Source organism: Pseudoalteromonas sp. (genome assembly GCF_018402495.1).
GTDB lineage: Bacteria > Pseudomonadota > Gammaproteobacteria > Enterobacterales > Alteromonadaceae > Pseudoalteromonas.
The window spans coordinates 1,027,063-1,051,318 of record NZ_JAGYIU010000001.1; the positions used below are offsets into that span (position 1 = coordinate 1,027,063).

General features: G+C 39.9%; 23 protein-coding genes and 1 pseudogene. 8 read left to right on the forward strand and 16 right to left on the reverse strand.

Features of this window, described 5'->3' with window-relative positions; translation table 11 throughout:
* The first annotated feature begins 41 nt into the window (after nt 1-41).
* Nucleotides 42-2,597, forward strand: coding sequence for a TonB-dependent receptor (locus KG708_RS04740; protein ID WP_213608324.1), 2,556 nt, complete (start codon nt 42-44; stop codon nt 2,595-2,597).
* Nucleotides 2,598-2,659: 62 nt separating this feature from the next.
* On the opposite strand, the gene KG708_RS04745 is transcribed toward KG708_RS04740, so the two are convergent.
* The 3 genes from KG708_RS04745 to KG708_RS04755 form a co-directional block, all read right to left on the reverse strand.
* Nucleotides 2,660-3,661, reverse strand: a complete 1,002-nt coding sequence (locus KG708_RS04745; RefSeq protein ID WP_366513573.1) for a branched-chain amino acid aminotransferase — start codon at nt 3,659-3,661, stop codon at nt 2,660-2,662.
* Between the two features lie 225 nt (nt 3,662-3,886).
* Nucleotides 3,887-4,939: an acyl-CoA desaturase gene (locus KG708_RS04750; RefSeq protein ID WP_213608326.1), complete on the reverse strand. Its 1,053-nt coding sequence runs from the start codon at nt 4,937-4,939 to the stop codon at nt 3,887-3,889.
* A complete protein-coding gene (locus KG708_RS04755; protein WP_213608327.1) occupies nt 4,936-5,979 on the reverse strand; it encodes an iron-sulfur cluster-binding domain-containing protein in 1,044 nt (347 codons plus the stop codon). Before KG708_RS04755 ends, KG708_RS04750 begins: the two co-directional genes overlap by 4 nt.
* Before the next feature lie 367 nt (nt 5,980-6,346).
* Here KG708_RS04755 and KG708_RS04760 point away from each other — a divergent pair, with 367 nt between their 5' ends.
* The 3 genes from KG708_RS04760 to KG708_RS04770 all read left to right on the forward strand — a co-directional run bounded on the left by KG708_RS04760 (nt 6,347) and on the right by KG708_RS04770 (nt 8,624).
* The gene (locus KG708_RS04760) at nt 6,347-7,507 is read left to right on the forward strand and encodes a PQQ-dependent sugar dehydrogenase (RefSeq protein WP_213608328.1); all 1,161 of its coding nucleotides are present in this window, start codon (nt 6,347-6,349) and stop codon (nt 7,505-7,507) included.
* A gap of 94 nt (nt 7,508-7,601) precedes the next feature.
* The gene (locus tag KG708_RS04765) at nt 7,602-7,781 is read left to right on the forward strand and encodes a DUF6435 family protein (protein ID WP_024603117.1); all 180 of its coding nucleotides are present in this window, start codon (nt 7,602-7,604) and stop codon (nt 7,779-7,781) included.
* 228 nt (nt 7,782-8,009) lie between these two features.
* On the forward strand, nt 8,010-8,624 hold the full coding sequence (locus KG708_RS04770; protein ID WP_366513559.1) for a hypothetical protein: 615 nt from the start codon (nt 8,010-8,012) through the stop codon (nt 8,622-8,624).
* A 149-nt stretch (nt 8,625-8,773) separates the two neighbouring features.
* Here the strand turns inward: KG708_RS04770 and KG708_RS04775 are convergent, their stop codons facing one another.
* The 4 genes from KG708_RS04775 to KG708_RS04790 form a co-directional block, all read right to left on the reverse strand.
* Nucleotides 8,774-9,565 (reverse strand): SDR family oxidoreductase, encoded by a 792-nt coding sequence (locus KG708_RS04775; RefSeq protein ID WP_213608329.1) that lies wholly within the window; start codon nt 9,563-9,565, stop codon nt 8,774-8,776.
* Between the two features lie 24 nt (nt 9,566-9,589).
* Nucleotides 9,590-10,093: an Mpo1-like protein gene (locus KG708_RS04780; RefSeq protein ID WP_213608330.1), complete on the reverse strand. Its 504-nt coding sequence runs from the start codon at nt 10,091-10,093 to the stop codon at nt 9,590-9,592.
* 313 nt (nt 10,094-10,406) lie between these two features.
* Nucleotides 10,407-10,823 (reverse strand): hypothetical protein, encoded by a 417-nt coding sequence (locus KG708_RS04785; protein WP_213608331.1) that lies wholly within the window; start codon nt 10,821-10,823, stop codon nt 10,407-10,409.
* Between the two features lie 120 nt (nt 10,824-10,943).
* The gene (locus tag KG708_RS04790) at nt 10,944-11,888 is read right to left on the reverse strand and encodes a LysR family transcriptional regulator (protein WP_213608332.1); all 945 of its coding nucleotides are present in this window, start codon (nt 11,886-11,888) and stop codon (nt 10,944-10,946) included.
* 118 nt (nt 11,889-12,006) lie between these two features.
* Here KG708_RS04790 and KG708_RS04795 point away from each other — a divergent pair, with 118 nt between their 5' ends.
* Nucleotides 12,007-12,954 carry a sodium-dependent bicarbonate transport family permease gene (locus KG708_RS04795; protein WP_213608333.1) on the forward strand — a complete coding sequence of 316 codons (948 nt, stop codon included), beginning with the start codon at nt 12,007-12,009 and terminating at the stop codon, nt 12,952-12,954.
* A gap of 316 nt (nt 12,955-13,270) precedes the next feature.
* Entirely contained in the window at nt 13,271-14,440 is a 1,170-nt protein-coding gene (locus KG708_RS04800; RefSeq protein WP_213608334.1) for an MFS transporter, read from the forward strand.
* 312 nt (nt 14,441-14,752) lie between these two features.
* On the opposite strand, the gene KG708_RS04805 is transcribed toward KG708_RS04800, so the two are convergent.
* The 6 genes and pseudogenes from KG708_RS04805 to KG708_RS04830 all read right to left on the reverse strand — a co-directional run bounded on the left by KG708_RS04805 (nt 14,753) and on the right by KG708_RS04830 (nt 20,388).
* Entirely contained in the window at nt 14,753-15,784 is a 1,032-nt protein-coding gene (locus KG708_RS04805) for a UvrD-helicase domain-containing protein (RefSeq protein WP_301003227.1), read from the reverse strand.
* A gap of 3 nt (nt 15,785-15,787) precedes the next feature.
* Nucleotides 15,788-16,755: pseudogene (locus tag KG708_RS04810) on the reverse strand (IS30 family transposase).
* Nucleotides 16,756-16,828: 73 nt separating this feature from the next.
* Nucleotides 16,829-17,962: a UvrD-helicase domain-containing protein gene (locus tag KG708_RS04815; RefSeq protein WP_301003229.1), complete on the reverse strand. Its 1,134-nt coding sequence runs from the start codon at nt 17,960-17,962 to the stop codon at nt 16,829-16,831.
* A 207-nt stretch (nt 17,963-18,169) separates the two neighbouring features.
* Complete coding sequence (locus KG708_RS04820) at nt 18,170-18,877, reverse strand: pirin-like bicupin family protein (RefSeq protein ID WP_213608335.1); 708 nt, start codon at nt 18,875-18,877, stop codon at nt 18,170-18,172.
* Nucleotides 18,878-18,906: 29 nt separating this feature from the next.
* Nucleotides 18,907-19,857: a glutathione S-transferase family protein gene (locus tag KG708_RS04825; protein ID WP_213608336.1), complete on the reverse strand. Its 951-nt coding sequence runs from the start codon at nt 19,855-19,857 to the stop codon at nt 18,907-18,909.
* 78 nt (nt 19,858-19,935) lie between these two features.
* A complete protein-coding gene (locus KG708_RS04830; protein WP_213608337.1) occupies nt 19,936-20,388 on the reverse strand; it encodes a DoxX family protein in 453 nt (150 codons plus the stop codon).
* 124 nt (nt 20,389-20,512) lie between these two features.
* On the opposite strand from KG708_RS04830, the gene KG708_RS04835 reads away from it, so the two are divergent.
* Nucleotides 20,513-21,412 carry a LysR substrate-binding domain-containing protein gene (locus tag KG708_RS04835; protein ID WP_213608338.1) on the forward strand — a complete coding sequence of 300 codons (900 nt, stop codon included), beginning with the start codon at nt 20,513-20,515 and terminating at the stop codon, nt 21,410-21,412.
* A gap of 64 nt (nt 21,413-21,476) precedes the next feature.
* On the opposite strand, the gene KG708_RS04840 is transcribed toward KG708_RS04835, so the two are convergent.
* Entirely contained in the window at nt 21,477-21,887 is a 411-nt protein-coding gene (locus KG708_RS04840) for a hypothetical protein (protein ID WP_213608339.1), read from the reverse strand.
* Between the two features lie 293 nt (nt 21,888-22,180).
* The gene (locus tag KG708_RS04845) at nt 22,181-23,479 is read right to left on the reverse strand and encodes a porin (RefSeq protein WP_213608340.1); all 1,299 of its coding nucleotides are present in this window, start codon (nt 23,477-23,479) and stop codon (nt 22,181-22,183) included.
* A 313-nt stretch (nt 23,480-23,792) separates the two neighbouring features.
* Between KG708_RS04845 and KG708_RS04850 the strand changes: the two genes are divergently transcribed.
* Nucleotides 23,793-24,014, forward strand: coding sequence for a hypothetical protein (locus tag KG708_RS04850; RefSeq protein ID WP_301003232.1), 222 nt, complete (start codon nt 23,793-23,795; stop codon nt 24,012-24,014).
* A 101-nt stretch (nt 24,015-24,115) separates the two neighbouring features.
* On the opposite strand, the gene KG708_RS17475 is transcribed toward KG708_RS04850, so the two are convergent.
* Nucleotides 24,116-24,238, reverse strand: a complete 123-nt coding sequence (locus tag KG708_RS17475) for a hypothetical protein (RefSeq protein ID WP_301003233.1) — start codon at nt 24,236-24,238, stop codon at nt 24,116-24,118.
* Nucleotides 24,239-24,256: the final 18 nt, after the last annotated feature.

Here is a 24,256-nt window from a genome sequence, read left to right on the forward strand (position 1 = left end):
AATTGAATTACCTGTAGATCATTGAATGAGGGAAACTAATCATGCAACTAAAACAGCTATTTACAGCAAAAAAAACCATAACACTCAGTGTTGCCGCAGCACTACTTGGATCGTGGTCGGTAAATGCCGCACAGCAAGAAACACAAGTAGAAGAAAATATTGAACAAATTAGTGTTATTGGCTCTCGCCGACTCGGCCGCACAGTTGAAGACAGCCCAGTTCCGATTGATATTATTAGCAATGATGCCCTAAAAAGTTCAGGGCAAACTGAAACCAATGCACTACTGAGCACCTTATTACCAAGCTTTAATTTCCCTCAGCCATCAATCACCGATGGAAGCGACCATGTGCGCCCAGCTCAACTGCGTGGCTTAGCACCTGATCACACCTTAGTGTTGGTTAATGGTAAACGTCGCCATAGTAATGCACTGCTTAATTTAAACGGTTCAACAGGTCGTGGATCATCATCGGTTGATTTAAACGCTATTCCAGCCAATGCCATTGAGCGAATAGAAGTATTACGCGATGGTGCCGCAGCGCAATATGGTTCAGACGCTATTGCCGGTGTGATTAATATTGTCCTTAAAAGTAATAGCAGCGGCGGCAGCCTAGGTGCTGTTTATGGTGCAAACATCACCGAAATGAAGGGTGTGCCTCAACTAGAATCCGTTTCTGAAGATGCCAATGGCAACTTAGCCTTTTCCGAGGGCAGCGACCGCTCGCTTACCGACGGCCAAACGTTAACCTTACAAGGTAATATGGGTTTTGAATTAGGTGATAACGGCTTTTTAAGTATTTCTACTGAATATCGCGACCGTAGCTCAACGAATCGCTCTGATTATGACCAACGCGAAAATTACGCCCGCCTACCTGATGGCTCTCTTGATCCGCGTGAGTTCACATGGGATCGTTACAATCATAACTTTGGCAATGGCACCGTTGAAGACTTCGCGCTGTTTTATAATGCCGGTTATCAATTAACTAACGACGCCGAGCTCTACTCGTTTGGCTCTTACAGCAAGCGTGAAGGCGAAGGCGGAGGTTTTTATCGTCGCGCACAAGACAGCCGTAACGTAACAGATATTTATCCTGATGGCTTTTTACCAGTGATCACCTCAGATATTGACGATTTTTCGTTAGCACTAGGCGTAAAAGGTTTTGCTAATGAATGGAATTACGACGCTTCTGCTGTATACGGCCAAGACGCCTTTAACTTTGGTGTTATTGATAGCTTAAACACCTCATATGGGCCTAGCAGTCAAACCAGTTTTGATGCCGGTACACTTACCTACGATCAGCTTACTATTAACCTTGATTTTAGTCGCGAGATTGATGCAGACTTTTTAGCTAGCGGAATTAACGTCGCAGTGGGCGCTGAGTATCGTCGTGAAGGCTACGAAATTCAGGCAGGCGAAGAAGCCTCATACGCACAAGGCACCTTTGGCCCTGGTGGCTCAGTAACCGACCCAGTTAATGGCCCATTTGGCTCTGCAGGTTCACAAGTATTCCCCGGTTTCACACCTGAGTCTGCGGGTGATAACAGCCGCCATAATGTTAGCCTTTACATTGACTTAGAAGCCTTTATTACAGATAACTGGAACGTTGCCGTCGCAGCGCGTTATGAAGATTATTCAGACTTTGGTGATACCCTTAATGGTAAAATTGCCACCCGTTATACGCTAACAGAAGATTTAGCATTGCGCGGCTCTGTATCAACCGGCTTTAGAGCGCCCTCGTTACAACAGCAGTATTTCACCTCAGTAGCGACCGTATTTGTTGATGGTATTCCAACACAAACAGGCACATTTGCTCCAAGCAGTGATGTAGCCGTTGCATTGGGATCACCGGGCTTAGATGCAGAAGAAGCCACCAACTACGGGGTAGGTTTTACCTGGTCAACCGACTTTAATTTCAGCTTATCTGTTGATTACTACCAAATATTAATTGATGACCGTATTGTGTTATCAAATAACCTGTCGGGCGCAGGTGTAGCAAGCTTACTTGAGGGCACTGGGGCTAACCAAGGGCGGTTTTTCTTAAACGCGATTGATAGCAAAACCCGTGGCGTTGATGTGGTTGCCTCTTACAACCTAATGACCGATAACTACGGTGATGTAGCGTTTAATTTAGGCTATAACTACGGTAAAAACGAAGTGACCAATATTATTGATCCACCCGCTGAGCTACAAAGCGTAGGTGTTGAACAAGATAACTTGTTCTCGGGTAATGAACTGCGCCGTTTTGAAGTAAGCACCCCGCGTAATAAATACAACCTAAGCGCTACATGGACACTAAACGAATGGCGTACCACACTTCGCAGCACTCGCTATGGTGAAACGCAAGACCCATCTGAAATTCCAGAGCGTAACGAAGTGCTTAAGCCTAAGTGGATCACCGATTTAGATGTTGCCTATGCACTTAATAACAACATTACTCTGAGCTTAGGCGCGAATAATGTGTTTGATGTATACCCAGATCCAACTCGTGATTTAGTGAGCGATGTAACTACTTTTTCTCGTTTGTTCTCGTATTCGGGCTTTTCGCCATTTGGTTTTAATGGCCGCTACGTGTACGGCAAAATTGAAATGAAATTTTAAGCCGCAGCTTATAACAAAAAGCCACACTAAATAGTGTGGCTTTTTATTGAATTTGAACCCGATTAGATTTTAGTTAACCAACCGTGTGTATCTTCACTTTTACCCCATTGAATATCGTTCAATGCTTGACGTAAACGTGCTGTTGTTGGACCAGGTTCACCATTACCCACTTTGTACTCTTTGTCGTTATGGATAAAGGTACCTACTGGGGTTAATACTGCTGCAGTGCCTGAAAGTGCTGTTTCAGTGCCTGGTTTTGCTGCACGCTCTAAAAGCTCAGTTACGGTAAAGTTACGCTCGCTAACCGTCATACCTAAATCTTTCGCAATGGTTAAAATACTATTACGAGTAACACCATGTAAAAAGGTGCTGTCGAGTGCTTTAGTAATGATTTCGTTGCCATCAATTAATATGAAGTTGGCCGCGCCGGTTTCTTGCACATCGCCACCTGGGCAAAATAAAATTTGGTCGGCTTTATATTTAGTGCGCGCTGCTGATATTGGCCCTAATGCACTGGCGTAGTTGCCACCACTTTTAATCATACCCATATGCGGGGCACAGCGCATGCCGTCTTCTTCTAATAAAACACGTAACGCGGTAGCACCACCTGAAAAGTAGTCACCCACTGGCGATAATAACGTATAAAGCAATGAGCTCATTGAAGGTGCAGCCGCTTTGCCAATGGCAGCTTCAGTACCAATGTGGGTTGGGCGAATATACATAGAACCAGGAGGAAGCGGCGTTTCATCGGCGTATTCACGAACAATATCGATGATCATTGTTTTTAGCATCTCGCCATTAACCGCTGGTAAACTTAATAATTCAGAACTTTGCTGCATACGCGCAATATTTGCATCCATTCTAAAAATATTTACCGAACCATCTTCATGGCGAAAGGCTTTTAAACCTTCAAAACATGTACTTGAATAATGAAGAACGTGTGCACCTGCATGCAACTCAAGCTTATCGCAAGGAACAATTGAGCTTTCGCCCCACTGATTGTCAGAAAACTTAGCTTGAATCATCTGCGGCATAAACACAGTACCAAATGCGGCCATTTTTATTCTCTCTTGTGTGGTCTATTTTTCTCCATTGTATGACAACCCGCTACTATTTAACCATAGCAAAACAGGCTGTTTTTAAATTAATTAGACGAATTTTTTGCATGTACTGATGATTATTTAATCAAAAAAGCACTTGCTAACTCTTTAATGCAATAATCAGCTAACAATTTAAGGCTAGCTGATTATTTAATGCATACATTATAGTAGCGGCTATTTTATTAACCTCTATTTAAATGAATAGCGAAATATTCGTTTTAACACCGATGCATATTGATGGAAAAAACCACCAGTGTTGTATGCAATACCCTGCTTTTGTAAAGCAGCTTGCACTTTAGGGGCTATCTCTTGATAGCGTGACGAGGGTAAATCTGGAAATAAATGGTGTTCAATTTGAAAACTCAAATGCCCCGTTAACACATGAAACCAAGGTGCACCTTTAATATTTGATGACCCTAACGCTTGGCGATAATACCACTGACCTTGACTTTCGTTTTCACAATCTTGCTGGTAAAAGGTATGCGTTTGCTCAGTAAAGTGGCCACAAAAAATAATGGTTGATGTCCATAAATTACGAATTAAGTTCGCTAATAAATTACCGCTTAGCACCCATAAAAATAGAGGCCCCGCTAAAAGTGGAAACAGCACATAGTCTTTAATTAATTGGCGCGCCCCTTTACTAAAAAAGCGTTTTTTTAACGTGCTATGCGCTACAGCCTCTTCGCGATTTGGCTTCTTTTTGCCTATAAACACACGCTCACCCGCCAGCTCGTGGTACGACACGCCCCACTGAAACAGCACGCTTAAATTTAAATAGGTAATAAACTGCCAAGTATTTTTTAAACGCCATTTAAAGTCATTACTTAATCTTAATAAGCCATAACCAAAATCGCGGTCTTTGCCAATAATATTAGTGTAAGTATGGTGCTCAAAGTTATGAACACGGTTCCAACTTTGGCCGTCACAGGCTATATCCCACTCGTATGTTTTTGAATTAAGCTGCTTGTCGTTCATCCAATCGTACTGGCCATGCATCACATTATGGCCAATTTCCATGTTATCGAGGATTTTAGCCAAAGCCAGTAACAACACACCCGCTACCCACAATAAAGGCTGTACAAACCCAAGCATCAATAAAATCCGTCCGCCTATTTCGCAAAACCGCTGCTTACGCACAATAGAACGAATATAATTTGCATCCTTTTGCCCTACTTTCGCTAATGTCGACATTTTAATTTCATCTAAATCATCGGCTAACTGTTGATAATTAATGGTTGTCATAGCTGTATCTCCAAATCGCTAACGGCTTGGCTCACACACAGTTGAATTAATTGCTCGCCAGTATCTGATAATTGATTAGTTTTTAAATTACGCACCACTCCCGACTTTTTAATGCATTGGCATTGATGACAAATACCAATGCCGCAACCACGCTGCACAGGGAGTTTTTTTGCTTCAAATTGATTTAGTAACACCTCATTACTAGTCACTACATGTGTGTCTTTATTTATTATTACTGAAAAATGATTGTCGTCAGTCAATTTAGGCAAGGATAGACCAAACGATTCTTGGTAATAGGTCAAATTAAGTAGACGAGTAAAATCTGCAACTTCTTGCATAAACCCAGTAGGACCACAGCAATATATATCAGGATTATCGTCGGTATTTATATGAGTAGTTAAATATGGGCTTCGATCCCGGATAAGCAGTACATAAGAAAAATGATTATATTGCTGTGTAAGCATTTTTAACTCATTAGTGCATTGATGCTCACCTGCTTTAGCAAAGTAAATTAATTTTATCTGATGCTCTGTATTACCTAGCTGCTGCTCAAGCATAGCAAGCATAGGTGTAATTCCCGAGCCACCAGCAATAAACGTGCTGGGTTTGTGCCAGCTTTTAAATACAAAGTCGCCACTTGGTGAAGAAATATTACACCATGGCTGCACCGCTAATGCATTTTGCAATTGACTTGTAAAATGACCTTGCTGATCTGTTTTTACTAATAAACGAAGTAAACCTGTCGTCTTAAATTGTGTGGGGCTGCATGCCAAAGTAAATACTCGAGTAAGCAAACGTCCATTAGCTTCCACCGTTAAGCTAATGTGTTGACCAGCAATATGTATAGGCCACTTTTTATTAGGTTTAAGTGAAATACTTAAAAATCGCCCGCTTAGCACTTGAACATCAACAACCTTGGCTCGAAAAAGGTCAGCGCGCCACGCAGGTTTAAACACTTGCATTATCGGCTCAATATAAGCGGCAAAGCTTTGATGGTGTAAAAACCATTTTGAAAATTGGTCTAATACCGAAGTTAACATGGTTATTAATTCTCTACTTAAATCGACTACCCATCACTTTGTGTTAAGCGAATTCACGCAAACACATGTGCTGGGCTTTAAATATTTGAGCCTACACGCGTAAGCTCAACTTTCAGCGCACAAGTGTACGCTCGATTTTTTAAATTTCAACCCCATTAGAGTAATTATTCAATTTTTTTAAAGCGGTCTTTAATTCCTATACCCGCAAAGTTAGTTAAACACCTGAGGGACACAAACAAGCTCATAAAGCCTACAAACCAACATTAAAGCAGTTAAATAGCGTGCAATTTCATTCATCCCAAATACTTAACACTGTGATTAATAGCGTGCTAAGGTAGTTAAAATTTAGTTAATTTTGGAAGTCATTATGAACAAAGTAACAACGCGTAAAAAATTTTCTACACTCGCCACAGCCAGTTGTGTATTGGCATTTTCGGCGCTTACCAGCCTGAGTGCTCATGCAGTTGATTTTAAAGAACTGGATAAATTTGCGCTCAATGTAAAACCAGTCACTGTTGCCCAAGGGATTTCCATTCCGTGGGCTATTGAAGCTCTGCCAAACGGTGATTTATTAATAACTGAGCGCAGTGGCACCTTGTATTTACTGCGTAAAAATACCACCAGCTTAACCAAAATCTCTGGGCTACCTAAAATTGATGCCAACGGCCAAGGCGGTCTACTTGATTTAGAGTTGCATCCTGATTTTGCTAATAATCAATGGCTGTATATCACTTACTCAAGCAGTGAAGGCGACGGTGCTGGCAGTAACACCGCACTTATGCGTGCAAAGCTAAGTAACGATCACAGCCAATTACGCGAGCTACAACAGTTATACAAAGGCGAGCATAATTCTAAAAAAGGCCAGCACTACGGCAGCCGTATTGTGTTTGATAAGCAAAACTATGTGTATTTTTCTATTGGCGATCGCGGCTCGCGAGATATTAACCCACAAGATTTAAGCCGCGATGGCGGTAAAATTTATCGTTTACACGACGATGGTAAAATTCCAACCGACAACCCATTTGTAAACCAAAAAGACGCAAAACCAGCGATTTGGTCCTACGGGCATCGTAACCCACAAGGCATGTGGTTCGATAATGAAAATAATATTTTTTGGGCACATGAACACGGCCCCCGTGGTGGCGATGAACTTAATATCATTAAACCTAAAACTAACTACGGCTGGCCTGTGGTGAGTTATGGTATTAACTACAGCGGCACCTCGTTTACCGATTTAACTCAAAAACCAGGTATGCAAGCGCCCATATTACAGTGGACTCCGTCTATTGCCCCTTCAGACATGCTGCTCGTAAAAGGTGACAAATATCCTGAGCTTAAAGGAAAATTTTTAATCGCTTCAATGAAATACGCGTTTATTAGCGTGCTAGAAATAGCAGATGGCAAGGTCGTTAAACAAAGTAAATTACTGGAAGGCATTGGTCGTATTCGCAGTCTAGCACAAAGTGATGATGGCACTATTTACTTAGGATTAGACGGCCAAGGCATTATGCGCCTTGATCCACAGTAATCTTTAATACGCTAATTACAGTAACAGAAAACTTTTTATGCAATGACTGCGTATTGTTACTGTAATTACAAACTAATAAACAACGAGGGTGTTGATGTTTTCATTTTTAAAGCCAGATCCAATCAAAAAATTACGTAAAGAATACGACGCAAAATTAGAACAAGGCATGCAAGCGCAAAGAAAAGGCGATATAAAAAGCTACGCTATGTTAACCGACGAGGCTGAAAAAATTTGGAATGAAATAGAAGCACTTGAAGCCAAAAAAGCACAGTAAACATTTAACCAAACAAGTTTAAACTTATCCCCTGCATTAGTATTGCGGGGTTTGTATTTCCTCGAATAAATAACTTCGATAAACATTTACCCAACTAAGTAAAATTAAATACACTTCTTATAAGTTCACTTTGCATTTGCCTCATCACGTTATTACAGCCCTATTGGTGCGACACTCAAAAGCCATTTTATTTCTCGCATAATCAGTTATTTACATTAAAGTTAATTAGTGGAATTATTAACCAATAATTACTTTCCTCTGTTTGAGGGATATTCACTTTTAGGTCACGGGGTATTTATGGAATTTAAGCAAGCACAAAAAGACATGGATCTCGCCTATTTTGGTGGCGCAACAGGTGTTGTTATTTCTGGGTTAGTTTGGTGTTTTGCTGGTTTAATTGCAGTACTTTATTCAACTCAAGCGAGTATGCTTACCCTGTTTATTGGTGGTATGTTTATACACCCGCTGGCTATGTTGCTATCAAAAGTACTTAAGCGCCCTGGACAACATGACTCTACAAACCCATTAGGCAAACTTGCTTTAGAAAGTACCGTTATTTTATTTGTTGGTTTTTTCCTCGCCTTCTATGTTTCTAAGCTGCATCTGCAATGGTTTTATCCAATAATGCTGTTGGCAATGGGTGTGCGTTATTTAATTTTTAATACTTTATATGGTGCAAAAGTTTATTGGCTTTTAGGTGCTGCGCTTATGCTAGCGGGAGTAGTTTGTATATTATTAAATGCTAACTTCGTCATTGGTGCTTTTGTTGGCGGCATAACAGAAGTTATATTTTCTATTGTGATCTTCAATAAATCAAAAGAGTCGGCAGTAAAAGCCTCGTAACGAATTATTATCTAAAAGGAAAGTTACAGATAAAGATACTCTTAGCTTAACACTAAGCATCATTAACTTTAACGTCTCCATTATTTAAAAAGTACACTGTCAGCACAAATTTAACTTAAATTTTTGCTAACAGTTCACTAATTCTCAAGCTATTTATATTCTACCTTGGCGGTTAATCGATTATATAAACTAGGGAAAAACCGTTTTATAAACGGTGCCCAACCACTTAACCCTTGGCCTATTACAACTTCGTCTTTTTTATTATAGATTGCAGTGAGCATTTTCGATGCGGCTATATTTACATTCATACCATTTTCTATTGAAGGCTCAGGTTTGTTTTGTGCCTCTCCTTGCTCGTTCAATGAATTATGGGCAATCGCTGTTTTAATTGAGCCAGGGCAAATAGTTAAGCAATGTATATTGTGCTGCGCGACTTCGGCGCGTAAGCAATCCATAAAGCCTACTACAGCGTATTTACTGCCTGAATAACCCGTTCTAAACTTAGAGCCCACTTTGCCTGCCACGCTACTAATAGCCACTACTGAGCCGCTTTTTCGCGCCACCATTGAAGGTAGCACTGCTTTAGTGAGGGCAATTAAACCAAAGTAATTTACTTCCATGAGTTGGCGGTACACTTTAAAGTCGTTTTCTAAAAATAAACTACGCTGCGAAATTCCGCCGTTATTAATTAAAATATCAATCGGGCCTAAGCTGTCTATTTGTGCTGATACATCCTGCAGAACAGTTTCGGGCTTTGATAAATCAAGGGGGATAACACGATGCCCCTCGCCTTTTAACTCGTCTTTTACTTGGTTGAGTTTATCGATATTTCGCGCTGATAAAATAACCTTCGCACCTTGCTCTGCAAATTGTTTGGCGAGCTCTTCACCAATACCTGATGATGCACCGGTGATCCACACTGTTTTATTATTATAATCCATGGTCTACCTTCTATTATTTGCTAGTTATGCTTTAGTTGGGCCCGCTATTTCATTCACTTGTTGCTCTAAATGTTTATAAAAGCCCATTAAAAATAACAGCTCTGCGGTGACATACAAAGGGCCAATAATTAAACCCACTAAATCATCAACAAAGGCGGGCTTTTTGCCTTCAAAATAATGACCAATAAACTGTAACACCCAGCCAAATACAAACACGCCAACACCAATCGTCAGCCAAGATGTAAAGGGCATTGCGGCGATAGGCTGCGCTGCCACTAACAATAAAGTAAAAATGATGCCCATGATTAAACCTAGCGAAAAGCTCAGCATAAAATAGTAAACCACACTGGCAAGGACAAAAAGCTGCGCCCCATCGACATTGAAACTCCCTAGAGGAATTTCAACACGCGCTAGTAAGCACAATGCCGCAAATACAATCAGTGGAATACCAAAAAAGTGAGTTAATACGTTACGCTTTGAACGATGATACAAGCCATACTGGCCAAGTTGTTGTTGTAGAGTTTTCATCGGTTGATCCCGTTGTTATTTTTATAAGCAAAGTTCACCTTATAAAAAAGTGCGCACAATAACAACACATAAAATTATTAATAATTTTACCCTCTTCAAAGGTAATTTAATGAGTTTAGGTACTGCTACTTAAAAATCTAAGCTTGGCTAGGTTTGAGACTCGAGGTGTGAAGTGCGAGGTGCTGGGTTTAGGGGTGCGAGGCCCGTTACCCGCAGCCCGTGACCCGAAGCCTTCTTTGTGCATAATTCACTAAACCCTATTTGAACACAGAGAAGCGAATGAGGAGTAAATGAGCTTGCAACGTGTCGTTATCTAAGCTAATGCGGTTACAAGCTTGCCTTTTTCATGCGTAGGTTGCATGGCCATTCGATCAGTGCCTTTTTCGTATTCTTGCTCCAGCATTTTTTGTAACTCTGCAAGCTGCTCTTTAATGGTGTCTATATCAGCACCTTGCTCTTGGAGTTTTTCTGCCAATGCCTCGATTGCTGCTTTTAACTCAGCAATTTTTTCTTTATCAACCCCTAATCGTTGATAAATAAGCGCCTCTTGCGCATTTTCTAAAAAGCTTTTTTCTTGTGGCTTAGCGCTTGCTATTTGTGTTTGTTCGCTATCACTGGTTTTAGCTGTTGCCGCAGGGCCAGAAGTTGCCGCTACTTCGTCAGCTTTTGCCGGTTTATTTATTGTACTAACATAAGTATTGTATTGATTTTTAAAGGTTATTGATGTCATTAGCTCAAATCCATTTTTGCGTTAAAATATCTATCTTTAACTATTTTCACTTAGATACTTGTATGTGAATAACTACAGCAACTTTAATACCAACTTATATTTGTTATTCGCTTCGCTTTTTTAATGTAAATTAAGCCCATTTAGTTCATTACGCACCCATTGCTTATCAAGATATTGCTCTAAATTCAGCTGGGCAAATTTTATAAAGCTGCGCGCAGCATGAGAAATATGCCTGTCTGTACGTACTACAAAATACCAATGGCTGGCTAAGCAGGTGTCGGTTACGTTGAGCACTTTAAAACTGTTATCGCCTTTTGGTAATACATGATGGGAAAGCACCGCAATCCCCATCCCCGAGGATACAGCAACTCGTATGGCTTCGTTACTAGCCATTTGCACGCTATCGCTAAGAACTAAACCACGGCTTTGTAATTCGCTTTCAAAAAGCATACGCGTAGCAGAGCCCGGCTCTCTTAATAAAAATCGATATGGCATTAAATCAGCTAATGTTAATGCTTTTACATCGGCAAGCGAATGATCAAACGGCACAATAAAAACCAAGGGATTATGTAAAAAACGCGCAGCTTGGGCATGTTCAAGTGATGGTGGGTGGCTAAACACATAAATGTCGTCTTCTCCACGCTCAAAACGCGCTAGCACTGCAGAGCGGTTGCCAATTTCTAATGGCAGCTCTACATGGGGATGGGCATTACTGTAAGGCCCTAGTAACTTAGGCAAAATATATTGTGCAGTGTTTACCATGGCAATTTTACAGCGCCCGCGCTCCCCGCCTTTAAGCTCGGCTAAATAGTCTTGGTAATCATCAAAGTGACCAAACACTTGCTCACAAGTTCTAAATAAGTGTAAACCAGCTTCGGTAACCTGCAATTTTTGCTGTTGCATAATAATTAAAGGTTCATTGACTGCTTCTTGTAAACGTTTGATTTGTAGCGAAACCGTAGGCTGGGTTAAATGTAATTGCCGAGCCGTTTCGCTAATGGAGCCGGTTTTAACTACACTCATAAATACTTCGAGTAATCTAAATGATAATTGTCTTATGTTCATATTTACCTCATAGGTTTTTATCTATGAGATACTATCATCAATTTTATTATTTACTATACAAAGATTTGTTTACAATAACGCCGCTTAACAATAACTATCTAATAAAAAGGAGAATCGTGTGCCTGATATTGTAGTCATGTTTTTTATTTTAGGATTAGTAGCGGGTATTTTACGCTCAGATCTATCAATTCCCAAAGCCACTTATGACACCCTTAGTCTATTGTTAATGCTCACCATAGGTTTAAAAGGTGGCATGGTGCTGCATGGTAACTTAAGCTGGCAACTTCTTCCTGAAATGGCCTCGGTTATGTTACTTGGTGGTCTTATTCCGCTCACCCTTTATCCTATTTTAAAGTACGTTGTTAAACTAAGTGTCGCTAATAGTGCCAGTATCGCCGCTCATTATGGCTCGGTAAGCGCAGGGACGTTTGCAGTTGCACTGGCATATGCAGAGTCAGCTAAATTAGAGGTAGGTGCTGAGGTTACACTGTATTTAGTGATGCTCGAATTACCTGCCATTATTGTTGGTTTAATGTTATATCGTAAGCTTGATAAACAACACAGCCAAAATAATGCGCTATCACTTAAGGCGCTTTGGCACGAAACACTTACTAACAAAAGCGTGATTTTGTTAGTTGGCGGTGTGATCATCGGAATGATGTATGGCACACAGCAAGGCAGCCAAGTAACCAGTCTTTTAACCAGTAGTTTTAAAGTAGTACTGGCATTATTTTTACTTGAAATGGGTTTAGTGGCTGCGCAAACTCTGCGCCCATTCCCTTGGCAGCATTGGAGACTCGCTGCATTTGCTATTATTACTCCGCTATTTTTAGGTACTATCGGCGTAACTGTAGGCACACTATTAAAATTAGAATTAGGCTCGGTGGTGATACTCGGTAGTTTAGTGGCTAGTGCCTCTTATATTGCAGCCCCTGCGGCAATTAAAGCAGCCGTTCCCAAGGCTGATATTGGCCTAGCTATGCTGAGCTCTTTAGGGGTAACGTTTCCGTTTAATGTGATTGTTGGTATTGGTTTATACCATAAGCTTGCGCTTGCCATGCATTAAAATAAACACCAATAAAAGCCCAACATGGGCTTTTATTTTTTAACTATACCCCGCCATTACTAAGTTATTACCCTCTTAAAAACTCAACAAATATAAAACAAAACCGCCAACTTATTTCTACAATCACATTGCAATTAAGCGATTAATTTACCTAAAAAACCATTTTTAAAATTATTTTAATTGAGCAATTAAAAAACACTTTACTTGGTATAAAAAGCAGCATAAATTCGCAGCCAAATTAACCTGCTTCAAATAATCGCGCCACTATCACACCTAAATCAGCAATTATTTAAACCCTTTTTATCGGAATAATCTAATGGTGGAACTTGCCGCTAATAGTAAATCAAATAATCCTTTAGCCCCTGTTATTGGTTTATCTTTTTTTGCTATTGCTTCGGGCTTTTTAATGAGCCTGATCCCGTTATCACTGAGTGCTTTTAAGTTAAGTATTGATCTTGCGCCTTGGCTTGCCAGCGTCTTTTATTTTGGTTTACTTATTGGCGCGCTGTGTATTGAGCGTGTGGTAGTAAAAATTGGCCACCGTATGGCATTTATCGCATTTTTAATGTTGCTGATCATCAGTGTTATTGCACAGATCATATCCCCTACAGCCACTATGTGGTTAATTGCTCGCTTTATTGCTGGTATTGCTGTTGCGGGAGTATTTGTAGTGGTTGAGTCGTGGTTGTTAATGGCGAATACACCTAAGGCGCGAGCTAAACGCTTAGGTTTATATATGACCTCTTTATATGGTGGCAGCGCTGTGGGGCAATTAGCAATCACACCGCTTGGCACTGAAGGTGCCGTACCGTATTTATTTGTCGTAGCCCTTTTGGCGTTGGCTATTTTAGCTCCATTATTAATTACCACAGGCCAACCTAATGCTCAGCAATTACAAAAGCTGCCACTTAAAGAGTTAAAAACTCTAAGCCGCCCTGCTATTTTAGGCTGTTTAGTATCAGGATTATTACTAGGCCCTATTTACGGATTATTACCAGTTTATATAGCCGCGCAAGCTGATCAAGCCCAATATACCGGCTTACTTATGGCGGTGATTATTTTAGGTGGCATGCTGGTGCAACCTTTAGTGAGTTATTTATCAACCCGTATTATAAAAAGCTTACTTATGGCTATTTTTTGTTTTGTTGGTGCTGCCAGCGTAATGGGAATATTAAACGCACATAGCTTTGGCGGATTAGTTGTAAGTTACTTTGTATTAGGTGCGTGTAGTTTTGCACTTTATCCGATTGCAATTACTTTAGCGTGCGACTCCTTACCTATGGCAAAAATAGTGTCAGCAACTGAAATAATGCTGCTCAGCTACAGTGTCGGCTCTGTATTAGGCCCGTTGTTGGCAACGCATTTTTCTGATGCAAGCCATGGTGTGCTTATTTATTTAGGTGGTTGTTTAATTACCACCTGTATTTATATGCTCATAAAAAGTATGAAAAAAATACCCACAGGTAACACCCCTGTTGCAGGTTAATTAACGCAATAAACCGCTTAAGCTTATTCGTTTGTCATTAGGGTCTGTTGACCTTTCAAGGTTGAATTTACAGAAGTCTGTTTTGTATTTAGGCAAGGCAGCGCCTATGTGGTGTGGTTATTCCCCATAAATAGGTGATAACGCAGCATCAATGCCAAACAGGCGCTGCCCTTCGGGTTCTGCCTAGGAGCGATTTACTCTTTGTTGGTCGGTTTTTACTTAGCCCACTAGGTTACAAACCGAGCGCCGCGATTAAACCGCCCCTAGTTTGAACAAATTTTAATCCGCAAAGGTCAACAGGCCCTAAGCGGTTTATACCTGCGCTGCCAAATTACTGGCTTTGTTTTTTAACTCTTTTAGCTCAATTTGATGCTCGTTTATGAGCTCGTCAACAAAACAGCTGCGGTTGTTGTCATCACTTATGATAAACACCTTGTGTTTAGCACGAGTGAGCGCCACATAAAATAAGCGTCGCTCTTCGCTATGGGCATACAAATCTTTAGCGGGTAAGAGAGCTTCTAACATTGCAGGCGATGGCTTAGTGCTCGGAAATCCAAATTGCCCGCCATGCATACCTAATATAACTACGTAATCGGCTTCTTTACCCTTTGAACCATGAAAAGTATCACACTCAATTTGTAATGAAGAAAAGGTGTGCTGCAAGGCGTTAATATCGGCTTTAGTAGGTAACTGAAAGCGATAGCGTGCCAGTAAATACACAACAGCGGGCTTATTTGTGTTGATAGCGCCAAGTACATGGGCAAGTGCCCCATTATTTAGCTCAGCTATTTTTGTATTTTTGCTTGAGACAACATTCGCTGTTTTTAATACGCTAATAGCGGGCTTTGTCACTTGTGATAACGAGTTAATTTGCTTAGCTAACTGGGCAGGGTTTTTCATGATAAAACATGAAGCAACCTCACTAATTTTATTATTAAAACGAAACGTAACATCCAGTATGGTTTGTGTAGTAAAACCAAAATGTGCAGCAAACTCTGTGGTAAGGCGCATATCAGCACCACTAAAACGGTAAATAGCTTGCCAATCATCGCCTACTACAAACAATGAGCTTCTAGGCTTACTATCGCGCAGCGCTTTAACCAACGCCGCACGCGTAGGCGATATATCTTGAAATTCATCAACCATAATATAACGCCAAGGCGATTTAAACTTGCCTGACTCAACATATTGTGTTGCTTTTAAAATCATGTCGTCAAAATCAATTTCACCTTTCGTGTGTAAGTAATGGTTATAGTTAGCCAGTATTGGCTTTAACAATTTCCATGCCTGCTGTAACTGCTTTGACTCGCTTTTAAAGGTCTTGAATTCAAGTATTAAGTGCAATCATTATGCAGCCACCAGAACTTCTGATTGCCCGGTAAATAATTCATGAGGAGTTTTATATCCTCTTGTCTTTCTTGGCCGATGGTTGAGCTTATCAACTGCCGCCTGTATTTCTGACTCACTTAGCGCCATAAAGTCAGTTCCCTTAGGGAAGAAGCGCCTGAGTAAGCCGTTGGTATTCTCATTTATGCCCCTCTCCCATGATGAATATGGGTGAGCGAAATACACATCCGCTTCTAATTTTTGTGCAATATGCTCATGGTAAGCAAACTCTTTTCCATTATCTAAAGTCACGGTAATAACCTTATCTTTATATGGTGTCATACACTTTATCAGCGCATCGGCTGTTATTTGCGCATGTTTGCTTTCAATTCTGTGAACGATTGTATATAACGTTTTACGTTCAACCATTGTGACAAAGGCATTTTTACGCCCTTTACCTATCACTGTGTCACCCTCCCAATCACCAATCCTAGACTTTGCATCCACAATACTTGGGCGTTCATCAATACTGACTCGATTAACTATCTGTCCACGTTTATCGTAGCTTCCATAGCGTTTTTTATACTTTTTACATGCACGAGTGAGTGTCTTATATAGTTCACCACCATGAGCCTTGTCCCTGTAAATATATTGATAAATCGTTTCATGATGTAAAACGACCTTTTTCTCTAAAGCTAAGCGACCTGCCACCTGCTCTGGCGAAAGCCCGTTAAGCAACAATTTATTAATCCATTCAGTAACTTCATCTGTTAACTTACTTGCTTTGAAAGATGATTTGCGTCTTTGCTCTGCAAAATTATTGGCTTGGTTAGGCCGATAGCCTTTAAGCCCTTTATTGCGTTTTAACTCTCTGAAATGAATGACGGTGAACGAGTTAGTTCATCAGCAATTTGTTTTTGGTTATTTCCTGCTTTTATTAACGCGTAAATCTGGTATCTTTCTTCTTGTGTCAGCTGTTTATATTTCATTAAAGCAATTTCCTTTGGCGAGAAAATGGCCGAATTATAACAGCTGGCCATCTAATCTGAGAAATTGCACTTATTATCCGAATTTAGGGGTTGTATTTGCTGTTTTATACACGCTAATTAATTGACTAAATAAAGTCGCTAATTTGGTTAGATAACCGCCAGCTTTTATCTCTTTTAGAAGCGCTATATGACTAGGCTTTGCAGTGCTTAATTCAAACCCACTTTTAACGTCATTAAGATTGTTATTTATATAGTTTACCAATGCTTTAGCATACTGTGGCTTAGCATTAGCAAGCGATTCAAAACACCCTTCAACCCATTTTATTTTAGCTTTTTCGTTTTCAGCAAGTTTAGATATTTTAGGTGGCTTGCCCTCAACCTCAGTAATAATAGTTAAACCTAAACTGTGAAAAGTAGCGGTTTTTATAGCCTGTGTATTCAGCTTAGTTTTAATACGTTCGTCCATTTCACTGGCAGCTTGCTTACCATAGGCGAGTAATAAAATATCATCGTAATTAGCTTGCTCACTGTTAACTAAATAGCCCGCTCGCGCCACCATTACACTGGTTTTACCTGTGCCGGCTCCGGCTAATACGAGGTTATTATCGTCATCGATAATGCATGCCCGTCTTTGCTTTTCAGTAAGTGGGTTTGCTTCAACGTTATCGAAAAAACCAGCATAACGCTGCAACTGTGTTTGTGTGTATTTATGCTGTAAAAAGCGAGTTAATGAATCGCTCCACTGACTATATTGTTCGAGCAGTTTTATTTGCGTACTAACAAGTGCCAATGCCTCACTCTTTTTTATCCAAGGTAACCAGCGGTTGTATTGCTGTTTAACGCGCTGTTTTATATCTGCCACATAGGATTGACGCAAAAATTGATGATGTGCAAATTGGTTAATATTTTCTAGCAGCTGATTTAATGGTTCAATATTATTATTGACCCATAGCTGATCCGTTTTGGCTTTAAGTATTCGGTGACTGCCATAAGCCCTCATCCACACTCGATACTGCCCAGACTGTGTTGAAAAACGTAGTGTTTGTCCAAGCACCCCATATTCATAACAAATAGGCGAGGTTAAATCGCACCAATTCAGTGTATCCGTGTGCTTTTTGTTGTTAATGACTAAACCTTGTTGATTAATATCAACAGCGAGGTGTGGGGTAAACAGGCGGCCAAATACGCTGGGGAAAATAGAATTCATTAACAGCAGAATTCCTTTATAAAAATAAACCAATTAGCGCTATTTTAAGGGAATAATGTTTATAAGTGTAATAAAAATAAAGATAAATAATGGCGCGGTGCCTGCTACACCATTATTTAGCCGATGCTGGGTTTTTAATAATCTAAAAACAATTTAATTAACGCTTTTTTGTAACCTAACCCGCTTATTGGCGACTGCTACTGAGCCCTAACCTAATGTATCAATAATAATTATTTCACACTCTGTTGTTGTAGTTAGCGTGATAAAATCAGCATGAGTGACCTCAGTACCATCCCCTTTGTTCATGGTAATTACACTGTTTTTGTCATCTACAGTAAATACACCATCAGATGCAAGTACATAAGCTTGATGATCAATACGCTGAGTGATGGTGGTACCTTTTGCAAGCTTTCCACCATAAATGCGTGCTTGTTGATTAATAAATAAAGTATTTCCCGCATCTTCTGCATAACCCGACACTAAAAGCGTAAGCTCGTTAGCTACGTCGGTCGGAAATTTTTTACTTTCCCAACGGGGCTGCACATTATGCTGATTACTTTGAATCCAAATTTGATAAAACGTCAAAGGTTCATCTGTTAGGTTATATTCTGAGTGGGTAATACCGGTGCCTGCACTCATTACCTGCACCTCACCTTGCTCGGTGATCCCTTTGTTGCCCATGCTATCTTGATGAGTAATGGCACCACTGCGGATAAAACTAATAATTTCCATATTTCTGTGCGGATGCGCTCCAAAACCCATTTCAGGTGCAACCCAATCATCATTAATAACGCGTAATGTACCAAAGCCCATACGTGCCGGATTATAGTAATGTGCAAAACTAAAATGATGTTTAGATTTAAGCCAACCGTGATCGGCACTGCCTAAACTGTTCTTTGGATAATGATTGATCATGGTCTTTCCTCAAAAAGAATAAACATTAATTAATATTGACGTTCACGGTCGTGTGGAGCATCAAAATGATGCTTTGCACCCAGCGGTACTATTTGTGTTGGATTAATCGTTAAGTGGCTTACATAGTAATGCACCTTTGTGTACTCTAAATCGACTGTTTCTTTAACACCCGGTACTTGGTAGAGCTCGTTAACGTAATTGCTAATATGGTGAAACTCGCTTAATTTTTGACGGTTACACTTAAAATGCCCGTGATACACCGCATCAAAGCGGATGAGGGTTGTAAATAATCGCCAATCGGCCTCAGTGAGAGTATCGCCTACTAAATAACGCTGTTTTGCTAATCGTGCTTCTAACCAGTCTAAGCTATCAAATAGTGCGGTGTAAGCCTCGTTGTAAGCCTCTTGTGTTGTAGCAAAACCGGCTTTATATACTCCATTATTGATAGTGTTATACACGCGGTTATTCACGGCTTCGATTTCTTCACGAAGTGGCTCTGGATAATAATCATCAGTATTGCCAGTGAGCTCATTAAACGCACTATTAAGCATACGAATGATCTCTATTGATTCATTATTTACAATAGTTTGCGTTTTTTTATCCCATAAAATAGGCACGGTAACACGCCCTTCATAGCTAGGGTCTGCTTTTAAATACAATTGGTAAGCGTAATCTAAGTTATAAAGTGGATCGCCCTGCTCGCCAAATTCCCAACCATTTTCCATCATCGGAGCTTCAACAATGCTCATAGAAATAATGTCTTCGAGCTGCTTTAATTTACGAAAAATAATGGTGCGGTGCGCCCAAGGACAAGCCAACGACACATATAAATGATAACGACCCGCTTCTGGTTTAAATTTACTGTTTTGCGCTGATGAAATCGTATCTCTAAAGCGGCTATCTTGGCGTACAAATTTACCGTCGCTTTTTTCGGTATCGTACCATTTATCGACCCATTCACCGTTAACAAGTAATCCCATGTCCGTCTCCTTAATTTATAGAATGTGCCAACCTTACGTAGATTGGCAGCTTAAAGTTTAGTCACTTATGTGATCAGCTTATTGATTTAATTTGCTATGAATTTTTCCATCAACAGATAGCTTTCCAGCTCCTTGGATCAGTAGAGCTAGGGTAATAGCTAACAGCGATAACGCAAATTCATAGCCGTTGTTGCTCATAAATAAACCGTTATCTATGTGCGTGGTAAAAATAGCAACCACCATAGTGATAGCCAGTACAAAACTCGCAGGACGCACCAGTAAGCCTATAAGCAACAATGTGCCTCCAAAGAATTCAGCACTGCCTGCCATTAATGCCATTAAATACCCAGGCGCTAAGCCAATCGATTCCATCCATTGCCCGGTGCCTTCTAGGCCGTAGCCGCCAAACCATGCAAATAATTTTTGCGCACCATGTGCACTAAACACTAACCCCGCAATAAGCCTTAATGGTAGTGCTGCAAAAGACTGTTCAGTTTTTGTGATGATGTTAAAGATGTTTTTAGTCGTCATAGTGTTAACCTACATGATATGTATTGAGTATGCAGCCATTGTATAAGTTGAATTAGAATTAAATAACCCCTATTATTTACTCTATATGTTCAAATATTTTGAACAGTTAATATTTGGTATTATTATGAATACACCCCCTATCAGCATTGAGGCTTTACTGGTATTAGACGCCATTGAGCATCGTGGCAGTTATGCCGCCGCTGCAGAGCAACTTAATAAAGTGCCATCAGCCCTGTCGTATATTGTTAATAAACTTGAAGAGCAATTAAATGTAACTTTGTTTCAACGCCAAGGTCGTCGTGCGGTTTTAACCCCAGCAGGTAAACATTTACTAACCGAGGGGCGTAAAGTGCTCAATGCTATAAATAGTTTGTCTGAGCAAACACAAACTATAGCCAATGGTTGGGAGCCACGGATCCGTATTGCCTATGACTCTATTTTTGATATGAGTGGCACATTTAAGAGCTTGCAACTTTTTTTAAATGAACATAAAAATATTGAAATTGATGTTAAAGAAGAAGTACTCAATGGCACATGGGAGGCTTTAATTGAGGATAATGTTGACCTATTAATTGGCGCGCCGGCTCCCGTTCCCAATCAAAAAGGAATAAGAGCAGTAAAAATAGCAGATATTCAAAATGTTCTGGTGGTTCACCCTAGCCACCCGTTAGCGCAACTAAAAACACCCATTGAGCCCAGCGAACTTGGTCAATACACTACGGTTATAGTACATGATTCCGCAAAGCAGAGCATTCCGTGGTCAGCTAATTTAATCGAAGGTAATCAACGTTTTTATGTAAGTTCTGTAAGCCAAAAAATAACCGCTATTTTATCCGCTATTGGTATTGGTTATTTACCTACAAACCTTATTGCTGAGCATGTAAAAGCTAACAAACTGCATGTTGTGGAACTTACCGAACCACGCCCATTACAAGAGTTATATCTTGCATGGAAAATAACAAATAAAGGCAAAGGGTTAAAAAAATTGACTCATCTTTTAATCAATAATAATTTACTAAGCTAACTACATAAATGCAAAAGCCCACGCTCACTAAATTAGCATGGGCTTTTTAAATCAGTAATAAACGTTATAGAGCAAGATCTTGCTTAGCGCGCGTTAAGTTATGCGACACTAACTCGTTACCAGACATTTGCTGTGCTTCGTAAAAATCTGATAATGCAGCAGTTTCGTTTTTAGCCATTAAACGCCCTACTCCCCGATTACTCAAAGCAAATGAAGTCAGCTCACGTACTTTAAAACGCGGGCCTTTACTTTGCTTTAATAACGTAATCGCTTTTGAGCAGATTTCTTCAGCTTGGCTGTAATTTTTTGATTTTACATTTAATGCGCAACTGTTAAATGCAACTTCGAATTCTTGTGGGGCTGTTGCAGCCTCTTCAATAACCATTAACTTGTAGTCACTTTGCTCAGCCATTACAGCAGCTGAGCAAGTTAATAAAGAGCCAAGAGCGATGGTTTTGATAAGTGAACGTTTCATGATTAGTTTCCTATTTGGTTAGTCGTGCTTGTTGCCGACAACTAAACTTTAGAGTGTTTACTTAATCTCGACAAACGATTAAAAACAAACCAATAAGTGAAAAAAACTAACCTATAAACTTTAGGATATGCTGACATTTGTAGACTAAAATTTTAATGTGCTAAGCTACAAATTATTAAGTAGCAAAGAGTTAATATTAAAGCCTGCACTCATATAAAGCAGCACGTGTTTGCATCTATACGACGAAATTAGCTAATTATGCGCAAGTAACAAACACGGCTGCAATTTAACTATTAAAAATAATAACCAATATTGATATTAAAGCGACGCTCGGTTTCGCTGCTGTCACCGGCAATAGAGCCACCAACAAACGGCATGTTTTTACCATGTACTAAGTCAAAGTAAGTGAATAAACCACCTGCCGCCACTGAAACACCCGTTACGTTCATCCAGGTATCTTTTGTGTTATCTGATTTATCGTAAATAGCACTATAGTCGTTATAAAACTGAAGATTAGTTACAGCGCCCCATTGCACCGGTACACTGTATGCCACGTTTGCACTCGACATTGTTGCCTCAGCAGCCATGCTATCGTAAAACGCGTAAGCACCTACCGCAATGCGATTTACATCATCAATATCGTAATTGTATTCACCATGTTGTAGTTGGAAATTCCAAGGGCCCATATTACTGTTTAAATGTAATGCCCATGCGTTGTAATCACCTGCGCGATCATTTCCATCATGTAAACCACCGGCAAGCGCAGAAACACCCACTTCTGTTTTACCACCTTCATGTTCTATATGGTAGCCATAACGTCCTACAAAGGTATTGTATTCGCCTATAGGATTGCCAGGTTCGTCGTAAACGCCATCACCCGCCTCTCTAAAACCGACAATATCATAGGAATAGCGGTCGCTACGGTCACTCACATAACCATCAACCCCACCTAATTCGTCATTTTTGAAAAAACCAAGATCAAGCTGCCAGTTATCGGCAATTTTACGTTTAAATAACACACCTAAGTCGTGATCGTCTTCTAAACCAACATAGTAATTTGTACTAAAAAAGTAGTTGTGGGAGTTATAAGGCCAGTTACCAAAAGGAACCTGAGTAATACCTGCCTGAACTTGCCAGTCATCTGCAAAGTCGTACGCAGCATAGGCATATTTTACCGCGGTCATGTAATCGAAAAAGCGAATTTCAGCGTTTAGTTTTACATTACCCACGTCACCTGAAAAATTTAGACGAAATATATCAAAATCAAAATCGCCACCACGGTTTTTATTTCCATCATCATACGATGTATGGCTGTAGTTGGTACGAACAGCACCACCAACTTTAATACCTTGGGGTTTATGTTCATGCTTAGCCACTTTAACTTCAGCAACATCTTCTTTGCTTTCAATGGTACGGTTGATTGCTTCTTCGCTATTTTGCTCTGCTTTTGCAAGTTGTTTTTGTAAGCTTTCAACTTGCTTTTGTAAGCTACTTAATTGCTGTTTAACCTTATCAAGATCTGTATCTGCATGTGCCGGATGTGAAAAAACAACCATAGCCACTGCCAGTGCTAAAGGTTTCATAGGTGTCATAATTTGTCCTTGCTTGCCTTGTTGATATTATTAACTCGAACTTGGTCAGCGTGAGCTAAGTACCTGCTTGATTTTACATGTTGTTTTACAATGATAACTTATTTTTACAACTCTTCAATTACACTTTGTAATTTTGCACAACAGACTAGCAACACTCAAATCACTTTTTTGCATGGTAAATATGAAAATTAATCATCGCTTTTGTTAATAAAAGCAGTAACTTGCAAAAATTAAAGTTTGAAAAACAATAAGGTGATTATGGCCTTATTACTAATGTAGTATTATTTTAAAAATAAACTTAAGACCACAACATATGCAAAACAACACAACTTTCAACACCATTGCAACGTTAATTTTTAAACATCTTTATAATAATTTTCCAAGCCCATATCAATTAGATCCAGAGCAAATCATTGAAGATACATCAGATAAACAAGGTGAAGAAATTAAAGGAACTATTGCGTTTCTTATTCACGAGGGATACATATTTACAACACCAAATACCACCTTTTTTACTAACCGAAAAAGGCTTTAGCAACGCATTGTGTCCAAAGTTTTAAACTCACCGCTTACAAAGCGATACCACAAAAAAAGCCCTAGCAATTAAAGCTAGGGCTTTATAATGATTTTTAACGTTTATTTTTTCTCTTTTTCTAAACGCTTTTTAAGACTCAATGCCGCATCGGCCGCCAGTAAGCACATAAATTCAGAACCATTATTTTTCTCCCCCAGCCCTGCACCTATAACAATTTTAGGCACTAAGCGACTGTTACCTAA